Below are 13,286 nucleotides of genomic sequence, written 5' to 3' on the forward strand. Positions count from 1 at the left end.
TTTGGTTTGCCCGTGCGGGCTGCTGGGCTTTGCTGTTTGCCTGGGCCGGCGGCTTCTTGTTAGCGCCTCGCGGCGCAGGCGTTGCCCCTGTGCGGGGCGGCACCTTCTTTCTTTGCGCGGCAAAGAAAGAAGGCAAAGAAAGCCGCTCGATACGATAGCGGGTCATTTCCATGTGTAGCCGAAGTGGCCCGCGCCTAAGTGTCGTCTTCGCACTGATGCGGTAGTGGTCCGAGACGAGATCATCTCTCGCGCATTCAGCGGTAGTGACCAGGCTGTCATTCATCCCGCTCGCACTTCGTGCTCGCGGTCGGGTGACCACTTCGGAACGCAGATTGGGCCGCGGGACAGCGATGCCTACGGCGAGTGTTTGTCGCGGTCTAGTTTGCTCGTTCAGACAAACGTATCGACCAGTCCCACCGTACGTCGCGTTGGTGCGGTGACCGCGCCGGATAGTTCGGTTGTGCCGTCGTTACTTGAGCGGCCTCGCCCGCGTCCGCGTCCTCCTTCCCCCTGCGCCTGTTGCCCCGTTTGCCGTGCAAAACCATCGCTAACACTCGCACTGCCCAAACCGATGCCACCCGATTCCATCGCCTCGCGCAGCTTCGGTAGCGCTGCTTCCACCGCATCGCGTACCTGCTGATGCTGCGACACAAACAACGCATGCGCATGGTTGTCCGCCACCTGCAGCACCACCTGCAACGGTCCGAGATCGTGTGGATTCAACGTGAGTTCCGCAGTCTGCTGGTGGGCGTTCGACAGGAACACCACCTTCTGGCTCAACGCGTCTTCCCAGTCAGGGGTGCCGACCTGCGGTGCGATGGCTGCAGCCGTTGCGGCTACGGCTGGGTTGGCGCTCTGCGCGGCCGCAGTCGGTGTGTTCGCTGCAGCCTGCGAGGCGGCAAGCGTTGCGCGCACCGCGTCCGCGTTGTCCTTTGCGACCTGGGTGTTCGATGTATCCGTCGTGGTGGCCATCAGCGCATCCGCCGCGCTGCGGGCGGCATCTGTGTCCACAGCGCCAGTCGTTGCGCTGCCAGTCGTCGCCACCGTCGTTGCGTTACCTGCGTGCGGACCTTTGCCGTCGGCCAGCGATGCACCGAGCGCGAAACCCTTGCTCGTCGACGAGCCGCGTAGCGTCATGCTCGCATCGCCGGTGTTCGCGCCAGTCGTCGATGCGGCGTTGATCGCAGTCGCACTCGCACCTGCACCGATGGCGGGCACGGGCACCGGGCTCTGGGCGCTCGTCAGCGCATTCAACGCGGCCTGCAATGCATCGCGGACTGACTTGGGATCGGTGGCAGCTGTTTTCTTGTCCGGTGCCGTGGCCGGTGTGTCAGTCGTCGCGGTGGCGTCGGTTTGCTGTGCTGTGCCGGCATTCTCGGGGAGGGCCGTGGCCTGGGTTGCTACCGCGCTCGCCTGAACTTGCGCTTGCGCCGCGGCTGCCGCAGCCGCAGCTTCGGCGGCCGTCATCGGTGTCGTCGTGCCGTCCGTACCCTTCGGCTTCGATGCGCCGCCGCCTGACGGCTTGTTTGCAGCATCGCTGCCGGCAGTCTGCGATGCATCGCCCGACGAAGCAGCCGGCGAGCTGCCCGCATCCTGCTGGCCGTTCGTCGCCGCTGCATTGTTCGACACGCCGCTGTTGTCCTGCGCCGGCACATCGTGCACACCCGGGGTAGACGACGCAGCGGACGAAGACGATGCAGAAGCCGGTGCCTTCTGCGCCGCGCTACTACCCGAACTCGCATTCGAATTCGCAGCACCGCTCTGTGCACCAATACTCTGCTGCAGCGTCTGCGCAAACGACGACACGCCATTCGACGCCGCCCCGCCAGACCCGGCAGACGATGCGCCGCTGCTCGCGCCGGTCAGCGCTCCGATCAGTGAAAGAGTCGACATACGTTTCCTCTACCGTGAGTCCGTTCAATCGATGTCAGGCCCGGCGTCATACGCCTTCGGCCCGCATCCGGAGAATCCTTGCCGCGTGTTCGTCGGTGTCGCGCTGTTCGCGGCGCGCGCTTTGCTGCGCTTCGATCGCGGCACCCCGCGCCTGCAGCACTTCGTAAGAACCGAGTTTCTGGCGCTGGCGCTGCCAGTCCGGCTTCGCCGCCTCGACGCGGGCGCTCGCCGTCACGAGCAGCGCGCGCTGCTGCTCGATCGCGGCATTGAGCGTGTCGATAAACGCCTGGAAGTTGCGCATGTTGCCGGCCGGCATGCCCGCCTGCGCCGAATTCGCAAAGCGCGCGTGATATTCGTCGCGGTACTGGATCAACGCGTCGAGCTGTGCCTGCACGTCGCCGCGGTCGCGCTGCGCGCGGCCAAGTCGCTGCGCCGCGGCATCGACGGCGTCCTGGGCGAGGTCGATCAGCGTCTTGAGCGGAAGATGTTGGCCCATCGTCAGCCTCCCTGGGTGAACAGTGCGTCGAGCAACTCGACACTCGATGCGAAGCCCGCGCATTCGGCCATGCCTTGCTGCAGAAACGCTTCGATGCGCGGATACAGTACGATCGCGCGGTCGAGCAGCGCGTCGCGGCCGCTCGAATAAGCGCCCACGTTGATCAGGTCGCGATTGCGCTGGTAGCGCGACAGCATCTGCTTGAAGAGCCGCGTTTTCTCGAGATGCGCGTCGTCGATCAGCGCGGTCATCGCGCGGCTGATCGATGCTTCGATATCGATGGCCGGATAGTGGCCGGCTTCCGCCAGCGAGCGTGACAGCACGATATGGCCGTCGAGAATCGCGCGCGCCGAATCGGCGATCGGGTCCTGCTGGTCATCGCCTTCGGTCAGCACCGTGTAGAACGCGGTGATCGAGCCGCCGCCTGCTGGGCCGTTGCCGGTGCGCTCGACGAGCGCGGGCAGCTTCGCAAACACCGACGGCGGGTAGCCCTTGGTCGCCGGCGGTTCGCCGACCGCCAGCGCGATTTCACGCTGCGCCATCGCATAGCGTGTCAGCGAATCCATCAGCAGCAGTACGTGCTTGCCTTCGTCGCGGAAGTATTCGGCCAGCGACGTCGCATAGGCCGCGCCCTGCATGCGCAGCAGCGGCGACACATCGGCGGGTGCCGCGACGACGACCGCGCGCGCGAGTCCTTCTTCGCCGAGAATCTGTTCGATGAATTCCTTCACTTCGCGGCCGCGTTCGCCGATCAGTCCGATCACGATGACTTCGGCGCTGGTGTAGCGCGCCATCGTGCCGAGCAGCACCGACTTGCCCACGCCGGACCCCGCGAAAAGCCCCATGCGCTGGCCACGTCCGACGGTGAGGAGCGCGTTGATTGCGCGCACGCCGACGTCGAGTACCTGGTGAATCGGTTCGCGCTTGAGCGGGTTGATCGTCGGCGCAGAGAGCGGGGCGTCGCGTTGTGTGCCGAGCGGGCCGAAGCCGTCGAGCGGTCGTCCTGAGGCATCGACCACACGCCCGAGCAGTTCCCAACCGACCGGCAAACGCTTCGCGCCCGCGAGCGGGTCGGCGATCGGCGCGCTTTCGAGCGGATAGACGCGTGCACCGGGCAACAGGCCGGCGACTTCGGTGGTCGGCATCAGGAACAGCCGGTCGCCGGCGAAGCCAACGACTTCCGCTTCGGCCATCGGCAGCGAGCTGCCCGGCGGCAATTCGATCATCACTTCCGAGCCCACCGACAGCCGCAGTCCGACTGCTTCGAGCACGAGACCGGCTGCCCGTGTGAGTCGTCCGCATGCACGCAGCGGACGCGCAATTGCATTGCGGGCCCGCAGCCCGTCGAGCCGAGCGTGCCACGCGAGCGTGTGCGGGTTGCCTGTGGTCGATGCCGTTGCCCGTACCTCATCGTTGCGAAATGTGGCGTGTGCAGCGCGTGTAACCGGCACCGCCGCGGCAACAGTCGCAACCTCACGACCGACAGTCTCCAACGTCTCGACCACACCAAACGATGCCAACGCCAGCTCACGTTCGAGCGGCGTCAGATCGCTGGCGCGGATGTCGTCGAGCGTCGGCTTCACCATGTGCTCACCTTGCCGAGTGCCGCTGCAACGCGTTCCCAGCGCGTCGCAATGCCCGCGTCGATTTCGCCGGTCGCGGCGTGCGCGCGGCAGCCGCCACGATCCACCGCGGGATCGGTGCGCAGCGTCCAGCCGCGCGCCTGCAGTTCTTCGAGCAGATAGGCTTCGACAACCGGCAGATCGGCGGGACTGACAACGAGATGCGGCGCACCCGAGAGCGCCGGTTCCGCGGCAAGTACTTCGCGCGCGGCCGCGATCAACGCAGTCGGATCGTGCTGCACATGCTGTCGCACAACCTGTTGCGCAATATCGAGCGCAAGTGCGACGAGCGTTTCCGACACGTCCGCTTGCGCGCCGTCGAGTGCCGTCTTGAACGATTGCGCAAGCGCCGCGAGGCTCGCGGCCTGCGCGTGCGCTTCGGCGATGCCCTGTTCGAAGCCCTGCGTATGACCCTGTTCGTAGCCGGCCTGATAGCCGAGCGCCTGCCCAGCGACATGCCCCGACGCGACGCCCTGCGCATGCGCGGCATCGCGCAGCCGTTGCAGTTCGGCTTCGAAGGCGTGTTCGTCGGTGGGCTCGGGTGGCGGGGCCGGGTCGAACGATGCCATCTCCCAGCGCTGGTACGCCGAGAGACCGCCGCTGCCGGGTTTGCCCGACGAGGGGTCCTGGTCAGACATACGCATCTTCGGCCTTGCCGCCTAGCGCGATCTGCCCGCTTTCGGCGAGATTGCGCACGACCTGCAGGATGCGGCGCTGCTGCGTCTCGACCTCCGACACACGCACCGGACCGCGCGAATCGAGATCTTCGGCGAGCAGTTCGGCGGCGCGTTGCGACATGTTCGACAGGAACTTCTGCCGCAGCGCGGGCGGCGCGCCCTTCAGCGAGATGATCAGCGATTCCGATTCGACTTCCTTCAGCAGCAACTGGATCGCGCGATCTTCGAGATCGAGCAGGTTCTCGAACACGAACATCTGGTCGACGATCTTCTGCGCGAGTTCGGCGTCGTACTGACGCACGTTCTCGAGCACCGCTTCTTCGTGGCTCGTCGACATGAAGTTGAGAATTTCCGCGGCTGTGCGGATGCCGCCCATCGGGCTACGCTTGAGGTTGTCGCTGCCGGACAGCAGGCCGGTCAGCACATCGTCGAGTTCGCGCAGCGCAGCCGGCTGGATGCCATCGAGCGTCGCGATACGCAGCAGCACGTCGTTGCGCAGACGTTCGCTGAGAAACGCGGCAATCTCCGACGCCTGATCGCGATCGAGATGCACGAGGATCGTCGCGATGATCTGCGGATGTTCGTTCTTGATGAGTTCGGCAACGGCGCCCGAATCCATCCACTTCAAGCCTTCGATCCCGCTCGTATCGCTGCCTTGCAGGATACGGTCGATGATCGCACCGGCCTTGTCCTCGCCAAGCGCCTTGGTCAGCACGGTGCGAATGTAGTCGCTTGAATCGAGCGACAGCGCGGTGTGCTGCTCGGCTTCTTTCGCGAACTCGGTCAGCACTTCCTCGACCTGTTCGCGCGTCACGTTCTTCAGCGCGGCCATCGCGACGCCGATCTTCTGCACCTCGCGCGGCGCGAGAAACTTGAACACCTGCGCGGCTTCCTCTTCGCCGATCGACATCAGCAGGAGCGCGCTCTTGGCTACGCCTTCAGCTTTCATCGGACACCCAGTTCTTGACGACGGTTGCGACGATCTTCGGATCCTGGCGCGCGATCTTGCGCGCATATTCCAGGTTCCGCTCGAACTTGTGTTTCTCGTTTTCGAACGCGAGCAGGCTGTTGGTGTCTTCGGTATCGCCGGCGTGTTGCGTGGTCGGCAGACCGTCTAGCAGCAGTGGTTCGTCGGGGGCGGGCAGTGCGTGGCCCGAGCCGGCCGGCACGGCTTGTGGGAAGGCACGGCGCAGCGCCGGCTTTACCATCACGAAGTAGAGGAACAGGGCGACTGCGCCAATGCCGAGGTACGTCGCGACCTGCTTTGCCAGCGCGATCATGTCCGGCGCGCGCCACCACGGCACATCCACGGTCGGCTCGACGTCGGTCATGAACGCGCTGTTCACCACGTTCACCGAGTCGCCGCGCTTCGCGTCGTAGCCCATCGCATCCTTCACGAGTTGCTCGACCTGCGCGAGCTTGTCGGTAGCGAGTGGCTGCATCGTCGCGTGGCCCTTCGCGTCCATCTGCGGTTGATAGTTGACCACCACCGCCACCGACAGCCGCTTGATCCCGCCCGAGCCCTGCTCGAAATGGCGGACCGTCTTGTCGAGTTCGTAGTTGGTGGTCGAGTCCTTGCGATCGCTGACCGGTGTCGCGGCCGGCGCGCTCGCGCCGTTGGCGGCGACGAGCGGCGCGGACGCGGGCTGCGGCGGCTGGTTCGACAGCGCGCCTGGCACGCCCGACGCGCCGCCTTGCGACAGTTCGGTTGAAGTGCTCGACTGCTGGCTGCGGATCGCCGACTGCTGCGGCGTGCCGTTTGGCGTGTAGGTTTCGGCGGTCTGTTCGAGCTTCGAGAAGTCGATGTCGGCGCTGACCTGCGAATGCGCGTTGCCGGCGCCGAACAGCGGCGCGAGGATCGCGTCGATGCGCTGCTGCGTGCTGCGTTCGATCTGCTGCACGTACTTGAGCTGGGTCGCATCGAGCCCCGTGCCGGAAGACGGCTGCGTGAGCAGGTTACCGTCCTGGTCGACGATCGTCACGTTGCGCACCGGCAGCTCGGGCACCGCCGACGCCACCATATGCGTGATCGCCACCACCTGGCCGTCGTCGAGCACGCGGCCCGGGTACAGGTCCACGAGTACCGACGCCGACGGCGACTCACGATCGCGCACGAACACCGACGGCTTCGGAATGGCCAGATGCACGCGCGCCGAGTGGACCGACGAGATCGATTCGATCGTCTGTTGCAGTTCGCCTTCTAGCGCGCGCTGATAGTTGATCTGCTCGGCAAACTGGCTGATGCCGAATTTCTGGTTGTCCATCAGCTCGAAGCCAACCGAGCCGTTCTTGGGCAGGCCCGCCGCGGCGAGACGCAGGCGCATTTCGTGAACCTGATCGGCCGGTACGAGGATCGCACCACCGACGTCGCTGAACTTGTACGGGATGTTGGCCTGTTGCAGCGCGGCGATGATCGAGCCGCCGTCGCGGTCCGACAGATTGCTGTAGAGCACCTTGTAGTCCGGTGCACGCGACCACAGCACCAGCGCCGCCACGACGGCGACGAGCAGGGCGACGGCGAAGATCAGCGGGGCGCGCGGATTGCCGCGCATCTGCGTGAGCGACGGCAGGCGCTGGGCAAAACCGCCGCCCAGACCGCCCAGGTCGGCGCCGCTGCCCGCCGCGCCGCCGGCCGCACCGGCCGCGCCCGCGCCGGGCGGCGCGCTGGCGAGGCCCATGCGGGCGTCGGGGGTGATCAAAGAATTGGCTGACGAATCCATGCGTCGGGTATCTCCGGGATGCCTTGCGTCTGCCGGTGGCCCGGCGGTCCGGCAGGAAGCGGACGGCGAGGCGCGTGGACAGAGACTTTCACGATGGGGATTATCCGCAGCGCCGTGTAAGGCGATTGACCGAATAGAGCGGGGTTTCCCCCCTACTTTCGCGGCTGTCGGAAATGGCCCGCTGCTATGCTTTTCGTCAGATCGGCAGGTGCGCCTTTGTCGCGGTGAGACCAGGCTGCGAAGCCCCGCAGCGCCGCCGCCTTCTCTTTTTTACTGGAGCGAACATGACTGTGTCCGTGAATCCCATTGCGTCCGCGCTGCAACAGATGCAGTCGATGGCCGCCCAGGCGGCGGGCGGCTCGACCCCGAAGGCCACGGACAGCGCGTCCGACGCCGCGGATGTCGGCGGCTTCGCATCGGCGCTGAAGGCATCGATCGACAAGATCAGCAACGACCAGCAGAACGCACTCGGCGAGGCGAAAGCGTTCGAACTCGGCTCGGCGAACGTGTCGCTGAACGACGTGATGGTCGACATGCAAAAAGCCAATGTCGGCTTCCAGTTCGGTCTGCAGGTGCGCAACAAGCTGGTCGCCGCGTACAACGAAATCTCGCAGATCTCGGTCTGAACGCGGCAGGGCGGATGCCGGCTGCATGCCGGTCACCGTCGCGCCGGATTTCTCCTCCCCGCAATACGTCACCGTGTAACGCCATTGCCGCGCGCGGCGCACCGGCTATGCCGGCGGCCTGTCTGCGCCTGCGTTTGTCACACCTCCCGCCGGCACGACAAATTTCTCTGCATTCCCTCTTGCAGCAGCCTAAAGCTTTCCCGATGGCCATCCGATAACCCGGATACAGGTCCATCGAGACGGCGGCAAAGCGCGTCGCGACGGTGCCTCGATCGAATCGAAACAGCATCAACAGGAGGAGCGCCAATGTTTTCCCCAGGACACTCTGGAGCCAATGCGTACGCACGCGTCGGAGTCGAAACAGGGGTGATGGGCGCGAGTCCGCATCGTCTGATCGTGATGCTGTATCAGGGGGCGCGTAAGGCGATCGCGCTGGCGCGTCTGCATCTGCAGCAAGGCAATATCGCGGCGCGTGGCGAAGCGATCGGCAAGGCGATCCAGATCGTCGCGAGCGGTTTGCAGCCGTCGCTGAATGTCGAGGCCGGTGGCGAAATCGCGCAACGGCTGGATGGGTTGTACGGCTATATGACGCGGCGTTTGCTGGAAGCCAACCTGAAGCAAAGCGAAGCGATGCTGATCGAGGTGGACGGCCTGCTCGCGACGCTCGAAGACGCATGGATCGGAATTGCACCCGAAGTGGCGCGCATGGCGGCCCAGTCGCCGGCAGAAAACATCAGATGACCAACCACGCAGAGTATTTCGCCCGCTATGAGGCGATCGCCGCGATTTCCAGTTGCATGCTGGCCGCCGCGCAGCGTTCCCTGTGGAACGAGCTGGAACACCTGCAGGACGAGTACCGGTTCCTCGTCGAGGCGTTGAAAGAAGCGGAACTCGACGTGCAGCTCAACGACGCGGAACGGCTGCGCAAATACGAACTGCTGCGCCGGATTCTCGCCGACGATGCCGCGATCCGCGAACTGGCCAGCCCGCGCCTCGCGAAGCTGTCGACGCTCTTCGCATCCGGGCGACCCGGCCGGGTGCTGAAGGAGTTGTACGGCGCGCGCTGAGCCGGTCCGGGCTGCCGCTGCGCCGGCGCAGCGTGAGCACGGACCTCTCTGATAAGGGACTCGGGATGAACGGAATCGACACGGCCATCGCTTCGCTGCTTGCGAGCCGGATCGACAGCCTGCTCTCGGGGAGTGCCGCGGGCGATGCAACCGCGTCGCAGACCGGCGCTTCCGCGCTGAGTGTCGATACGCCGTCGCCACAAGGCGCGGGCTCGCTCGCGGGGAATCCGGCGGGCGCGACGGCGTCGACTCAGACGGCGTTGTCGGCGGTGGCGTTGACGCTCGACGCGATCATGCGCTCCGGTGGGGAGGCGACGCCTGCGGTGGTGGGGCAGGTGCCGGTGTGGCCGGTTGCGCTGGTTGCGGTTCCGGTGTTGACCGCTGGGTTGGCTGACCTGGCGGCACGCGCTGGTTCTGCACTGCCGCTGTTCGATATCGCTGCCGGGCCTGCTGCCGATGCGCTGCTTTCTAGCGGCAGCGTCGGCGCTGGCGTTGCTGGTAGCTCGCCGGCGCCGTTTTCATCGACGTTTGCTTCCGCACCTATGTCTGGTGTCGCCGCGTCGCCGTCGCCGTTGCCGGTGGCGGCGCTGGCCGCTGCGCTTCAGCAAACGGTTGCGCAGAGCGGGCTCTTCTATGAAGCGCATCTCGCGCAGTGGCTCGCGGGACAACGCACGCCGGCGTCGCTGGCCGGCGAGCCGCAGAATCGGCTGGCCACCGCGTCCGCTCAGTTGCCGCTCGAATGGATCGATGAGAACGACCCATCCGCGTGGAGTGGGCCAGCGCAACCGTCGCGCGCCGGTGTGACGGAGCAACCGGCTTCACAGGCCTCGACGAATTCCGCTGGTGCGGCTGCGTCTGCACATGCGCAGGCTGGTGCGCAGTTTGCCGGCGTGCCGGTGCGCTTTCCTTCCGCCGATCCACAAACACCCGCTGGCTCCCTGCAACGTTCCGCATTGCACGCTGCTGCGTCCGGTGACACACCTACTGGTGCAGCCGCCGACACCGCGCAGCCAAATGCCGCGGCAATCCACGCGGCGACGATTCCACTGGTGCGTCAGCAACTCGATCTGCTGGCGACCGGGCAGTTCCGCTGGACGGGCGAAGCGTGGCCGGGCACGCGGCTCGACTGGACCATCGAACAGGAGAACGACGAACGTCGCCGCGGCGCATCAGATAGCAGCACCACCGATGATCTACCGTGGCGCACCCGCCTCACGCTGTCGCTACCGACGCTCGGTACCGTCGATGCCGAACTGACGTTGACGGGCACGCAATTAATCGCACGGGTGCAGGCGAGCCCGGGCGGCGCAGCGCGGCTCGCGGCACATGGCGAGACATTCAGACAGCGACTCGCGATGGTGGGCATCGAGCTGGGCGGTTTGTCGATTCGCGAGATCGGTGGGGCGGCGGCGTTGTCGGAGACGTTGCAGGCAAGTGGCGCGACCGCATCGCAGACGACTCACGAAGCACCTGCAAGGATGACGCCGCAAGCCGCGGCGACGGCTTATGCACGTTCGGCGGCGGCTGTTACCGACCCGGTGCGTCCGGCCTACGCGACACAGCCCGACACGCCGCTGCCGCACTCCGACGAATTCGACTGGGACGCGTGATGAGCCGCATCCGCCGCAAGAGCGCAGCCGCACTGAGCTATGACGCGCAGAGCGGGGACGCCGCGCCGCGCGTGGTAGCGAAGGGGTACGGTCTGGTCGCGGAGATGATCGTGCAGCGCGCGAAGGAAGCGGGCCTTTACGTGCACGAAGCACCCGAGATGGTGTCGTTGTTGATGCAGGTGGATCTCGACGAGAGGATTCCGCCGGAGCTTTACCTGGCGGTGGCGGAGTTGCTGGGGTGGTTGCACAGGCTGGAGAGTGGTGCGGATGTCACTCTTCAACCTTACCCGGTGACCGATGCGAGTAAATCACGTCCTGCGTGACCGGAATCAGATTCTGCCCTGCGTCGACGACAAAATCTGTTCCAACGAAGCTAGGCGCGGTGAGTAAAAGGATCGCGCTCGCCAGATCCCGAGGGTTTGCCGCTCGGCCTAAGAGATTGGCGGTCCGACTTGCATACTCAAAATCGGCGTCGGTCTGGTTGTCGCTGCGAAGCATCAAACCGGGGAATACAGCGTTGACTCTCAGAACGGGCTCTGCAGATATGGCCAGCATTTGAGTGAGATTGCCGAGCGCGGTCTTTGCAACGGTGTAGCTGAAGTGATCACGGTTGAAGTTGTCCTTCACCTTCTGATCCACGACATTCACCACTACGCCGGTGGTGCCCGCCTCCTTAGCTTTCCGGTAGAAAGCGCGGGTGAGCAGAATCGGCGCCCGGCAATTGACTTTCCATGCGAGATCCAGATCTTGCGTGGCGAAGTCCGGGAAGTGCTCCTGCCAGAACACCGACGCGTTGTTCACCAGCAGATCGAGCTGGCCGGCATGCTCATACACATCATCGATCAGCTTTTCGATGCTGGCTTCTTCGGCCAGATCCGCTCGAAGCGCAAACGCGTGACCGCCAGCAGCCACGATCTCCTTGACGGTCGACTCAGCGTCTTCGTGAGACGTATTGAAGTGAATCACCGTTTCGTAGCCATTCTGGCAAAGGTACTGTGCAATCTCCTTTCCCGTCCGATGTGCCGCACCTGTCACCAACGCTACCTTTTTGCTCATTACTTCATTCCTTATTCCTCGACTCACAGACGAATGTTACGTCATCTGTTTCCGGCATCTGAACATCCCGCAGGAACCGCCGGCTGAGGGAAACCCGCTAAAACTTCATCATCACGCGCAGCAGCGCATGAAAGCGTTTGCCGTACGGCGGCGCAATCAACCCGCGCGCGTTGAATCGTGCCTGCGCGAGGACGGGCTTCATCTGCGAAAACGTCGCAAACCCTTCATACCCGTGATAAGCCCCCATCCCACTCGCCCCAACCCCACCAAACGGCAAACTCTCGCAGGCGATATGCATCAGCGTCTCGTTGATCGCCATCCCCCCGGCAATCGTCTCGCGCGTCACACGCTCAATAGTCGCGCGATCATCGTCGTACAGATACAGCGCCAGCGGTCGCGGCCGTGCATTGATCCACGCGATCGCATCGTCGAGCGTGTCGTACGGAATAACCGGCAGCAACGGCCCGAAAATCTCCTCCTGCATCACCGTGACGTGATCGGGCGCATTGGTGAGTACCGTCGGTGGAAAACGTCGTGTCGCCGGATCAGCTGGCGCGCTGGTTAGCGGATGCACGTGCGCGCCCGCTTCGACGGCTTCGTCGGCGAGTCGCTGCAAGCGTGCGTAGTGACGATCGGAAATGATCGACGTGTAGTCGCTGTTATGCGCGAAGTCCGGGTACATCTTCGCGATCCGCGTGCGCGCGCGTTCGATGAACGCTTGTTCCTTGCCGCGTGGCACCAGCACGTAATCGGGTGCGATGCAGGTTTGTCCCGCATTGAGCGTCTTGCCGCCCAGCAGACTGTCCACCGCGTAGTCGAAGCGCGCATGCGGCCCGATGATTGCCGGCGACTTGCCGCCCAGTTCAAGCGTGACCGGCGTCAGGTGTTCGGCGGCGGCGCGCATCACGTCGTGACCTACCTTCGTCGAACCGGTGAACAACAAGTGATCGAACGGTAACGAGCTGAACGCGGCCGCGACCTGTGCGTCACCGTTCACGACCGCGACGTGATCGCGCGAAAACGTCTTCGCGATCAACTGTTCGAAAAGCGCCGAGGTGCGCGGCGTCAGTTCCGACATCTTGATCATCGCGCGGTTGCCCGCCGTCAGCGCGCTGATAAGCGGTCCGGCCGCGAGCAACACCGGGTAGTTCCACGGCACGATGATGCCTACCACGCCGAGCGGTTGCGGTACGACCCGCGCACGCGCCGGCATCAGCCATTTATTGGTGCTGCGCCGCTGCGGCCGCATCCAGCCCTTGCCATGCTTCAGCGCGGCATCGATCTCTTCCTTCGCGATAAAGAATTCCGCGAGCAGTATTTCGGCTTTCGATCGATTGCCGAAGTCGGCATTCATCGCATCGGCGAGTGCGTCGCGATTGTCGAGCAGCATCGCGCGCAAGGCCTTCAGATGTCCGGCGCGCGTCTGCCACGATGGATACGGCTCGCGCAGATACGCCTGGCGTTGTTCTCCCAGCAATGCGTCGAGCGCTGCGATGTCCGGCAAATCGTTCTTCATATG

General features: G+C 64.8%; 13 protein-coding genes. 5 read left to right on the forward strand and 8 right to left on the reverse strand.

All coding sequences use genetic code 11. The features are described 5' to 3' along the window. Positions 1-390: 390 nt before the first annotated feature. From BWP39_RS17605 to fliF, 6 genes are read right to left on the reverse strand one after another with little or no spacing between them, the layout of a single operon-like run. A complete protein-coding gene (locus BWP39_RS17605; protein ID WP_096722216.1) occupies positions 391-1,893 on the reverse strand; it encodes a flagellar hook-length control protein FliK in 1,503 nt (500 codons plus the stop codon). Between the two features lie 46 nt (positions 1,894-1,939). Further along, positions 1,940-2,389 (reverse strand): flagellar export protein FliJ, encoded by a 450-nt coding sequence (fliJ, locus tag BWP39_RS17610; protein WP_096722220.1) that lies wholly within the window; start codon positions 2,387-2,389, stop codon positions 1,940-1,942. A gap of 2 nt (positions 2,390-2,391) precedes the next feature. Further along, entirely contained in the window at positions 2,392-3,975 is a 1,584-nt protein-coding gene (gene fliI / locus BWP39_RS17615; RefSeq protein ID WP_096722222.1) for a flagellar protein export ATPase FliI, read from the reverse strand. Then, on the reverse strand, positions 3,969-4,655 hold the full coding sequence (gene fliH / locus BWP39_RS17620; RefSeq protein WP_096722224.1) for a flagellar assembly protein FliH: 687 nt from the start codon (positions 4,653-4,655) through the stop codon (positions 3,969-3,971). Before fliH ends, fliI begins: the two co-directional genes overlap by 7 nt. After that, positions 4,642-5,637 carry a flagellar motor switch protein FliG gene (gene fliG / locus BWP39_RS17625; protein ID WP_091017314.1) on the reverse strand — a complete coding sequence of 332 codons (996 nt, stop codon included), beginning with the start codon at positions 5,635-5,637 and terminating at the stop codon, positions 4,642-4,644. The genes fliH and fliG overlap by 14 nt, the downstream gene beginning before the upstream one ends. After that, positions 5,627-7,408: a flagellar basal-body MS-ring/collar protein FliF gene (fliF, locus tag BWP39_RS17630; protein ID WP_096722226.1), complete on the reverse strand. Its 1,782-nt coding sequence runs from the start codon at positions 7,406-7,408 to the stop codon at positions 5,627-5,629. The genes fliG and fliF overlap by 11 nt, the downstream gene beginning before the upstream one ends. A gap of 284 nt (positions 7,409-7,692) precedes the next feature. On the opposite strand from fliF, the gene fliE reads away from it, so the two are divergent. From fliE to BWP39_RS17655, 5 genes are all read left to right on the forward strand, one after another. Next, positions 7,693-8,034: a flagellar hook-basal body complex protein FliE gene (gene fliE / locus BWP39_RS17635; RefSeq protein WP_096722228.1), complete on the forward strand. Its 342-nt coding sequence runs from the start codon at positions 7,693-7,695 to the stop codon at positions 8,032-8,034. A gap of 306 nt (positions 8,035-8,340) precedes the next feature. Further along, positions 8,341-8,775 (forward strand): flagellar export chaperone FliS, encoded by a 435-nt coding sequence (fliS, locus tag BWP39_RS17640; RefSeq protein WP_096722230.1) that lies wholly within the window; start codon positions 8,341-8,343, stop codon positions 8,773-8,775. Then, on the forward strand, positions 8,772-9,101 hold the full coding sequence (locus BWP39_RS17645; RefSeq protein WP_091017322.1) for a flagellar protein FliT: 330 nt from the start codon (positions 8,772-8,774) through the stop codon (positions 9,099-9,101). The genes fliS and BWP39_RS17645 overlap by 4 nt, the downstream gene beginning before the upstream one ends. 65 nt (positions 9,102-9,166) lie before the next feature. Further along, positions 9,167-10,711: a flagellar hook-length control protein FliK gene (fliK, locus tag BWP39_RS17650; RefSeq protein ID WP_096722232.1), complete on the forward strand. Its 1,545-nt coding sequence runs from the start codon at positions 9,167-9,169 to the stop codon at positions 10,709-10,711. Further along, the gene (locus tag BWP39_RS17655) at positions 10,711-11,034 is read left to right on the forward strand and encodes an EscU/YscU/HrcU family type III secretion system export apparatus switch protein (protein ID WP_096722234.1); all 324 of its coding nucleotides are present in this window, start codon (positions 10,711-10,713) and stop codon (positions 11,032-11,034) included. Before fliK ends, BWP39_RS17655 begins: the two co-directional genes overlap by 1 nt. On the opposite strand, the gene BWP39_RS17660 is transcribed toward BWP39_RS17655, so the two are convergent. After that, the gene (locus BWP39_RS17660) at positions 10,982-11,767 is read right to left on the reverse strand and encodes an SDR family oxidoreductase (protein ID WP_096722236.1); all 786 of its coding nucleotides are present in this window, start codon (positions 11,765-11,767) and stop codon (positions 10,982-10,984) included. The two genes, BWP39_RS17655 and BWP39_RS17660, sit on opposite strands and share 53 nt — an antisense overlap. A 97-nt stretch (positions 11,768-11,864) precedes the next feature. Further along, entirely contained in the window at positions 11,865-13,283 is a 1,419-nt protein-coding gene (locus BWP39_RS17665; protein WP_096722238.1) for a coniferyl aldehyde dehydrogenase, read from the reverse strand. Between the last annotated feature and the right edge of the window lie 3 nt (positions 13,284-13,286).

This window comes from Paraburkholderia acidicola (assembly GCF_002362315.1).
GTDB lineage: Bacteria > Pseudomonadota > Gammaproteobacteria > Burkholderiales > Burkholderiaceae > Paraburkholderia > Paraburkholderia acidicola.

Bases quoted from the DNA above. Each gene is read 5' to 3' on its own strand.
- BWP39_RS17605 (WP_096722216.1), bottom strand. From the start codon at position 1,893: ATGTCGACTCTTTCACTGATCGGAGCGCTGACCGGCGCGAGCAGCGGC.
- fliJ (WP_096722220.1), bottom strand. From the start codon at position 2,389: ATGGGCCAACATCTTCCGCTCAAGACGCTGATCGACCTCGCCCAGGAC.
- fliI (WP_096722222.1), bottom strand. From the start codon at position 3,975: ATGGTGAAGCCGACGCTCGACGACATCCGCGCCAGCGATCTGACGCCG.
- fliH (WP_096722224.1), bottom strand. From the start codon at position 4,655: ATGCGTATGTCTGACCAGGACCCCTCGTCGGGCAAACCCGGCAGCGGC.
- fliG (WP_091017314.1), bottom strand. From the start codon at position 5,637: ATGAAAGCTGAAGGCGTAGCCAAGAGCGCGCTCCTGCTGATGTCGATC.
- fliF (WP_096722226.1), bottom strand. From the start codon at position 7,408: ATGGATTCGTCAGCCAATTCTTTGATCACCCCCGACGCCCGCATGGGC.
- fliE (WP_096722228.1), top strand. From the start codon at position 7,693: ATGACTGTGTCCGTGAATCCCATTGCGTCCGCGCTGCAACAGATGCAG.
- fliS (WP_096722230.1), top strand. From the start codon at position 8,341: ATGTTTTCCCCAGGACACTCTGGAGCCAATGCGTACGCACGCGTCGGA.
- BWP39_RS17645 (WP_091017322.1), top strand. From the start codon at position 8,772: ATGACCAACCACGCAGAGTATTTCGCCCGCTATGAGGCGATCGCCGCG.
- fliK (WP_096722232.1), top strand. From the start codon at position 9,167: ATGAACGGAATCGACACGGCCATCGCTTCGCTGCTTGCGAGCCGGATC.
- BWP39_RS17655 (WP_096722234.1), top strand. From the start codon at position 10,711: ATGAGCCGCATCCGCCGCAAGAGCGCAGCCGCACTGAGCTATGACGCG.
- BWP39_RS17660 (WP_096722236.1), bottom strand. From the start codon at position 11,767: ATGAGCAAAAAGGTAGCGTTGGTGACAGGTGCGGCACATCGGACGGGA.
- BWP39_RS17665 (WP_096722238.1), bottom strand. From the start codon at position 13,283: ATGAAGAACGATTTGCCGGACATCGCAGCGCTCGACGCATTGCTGGGA.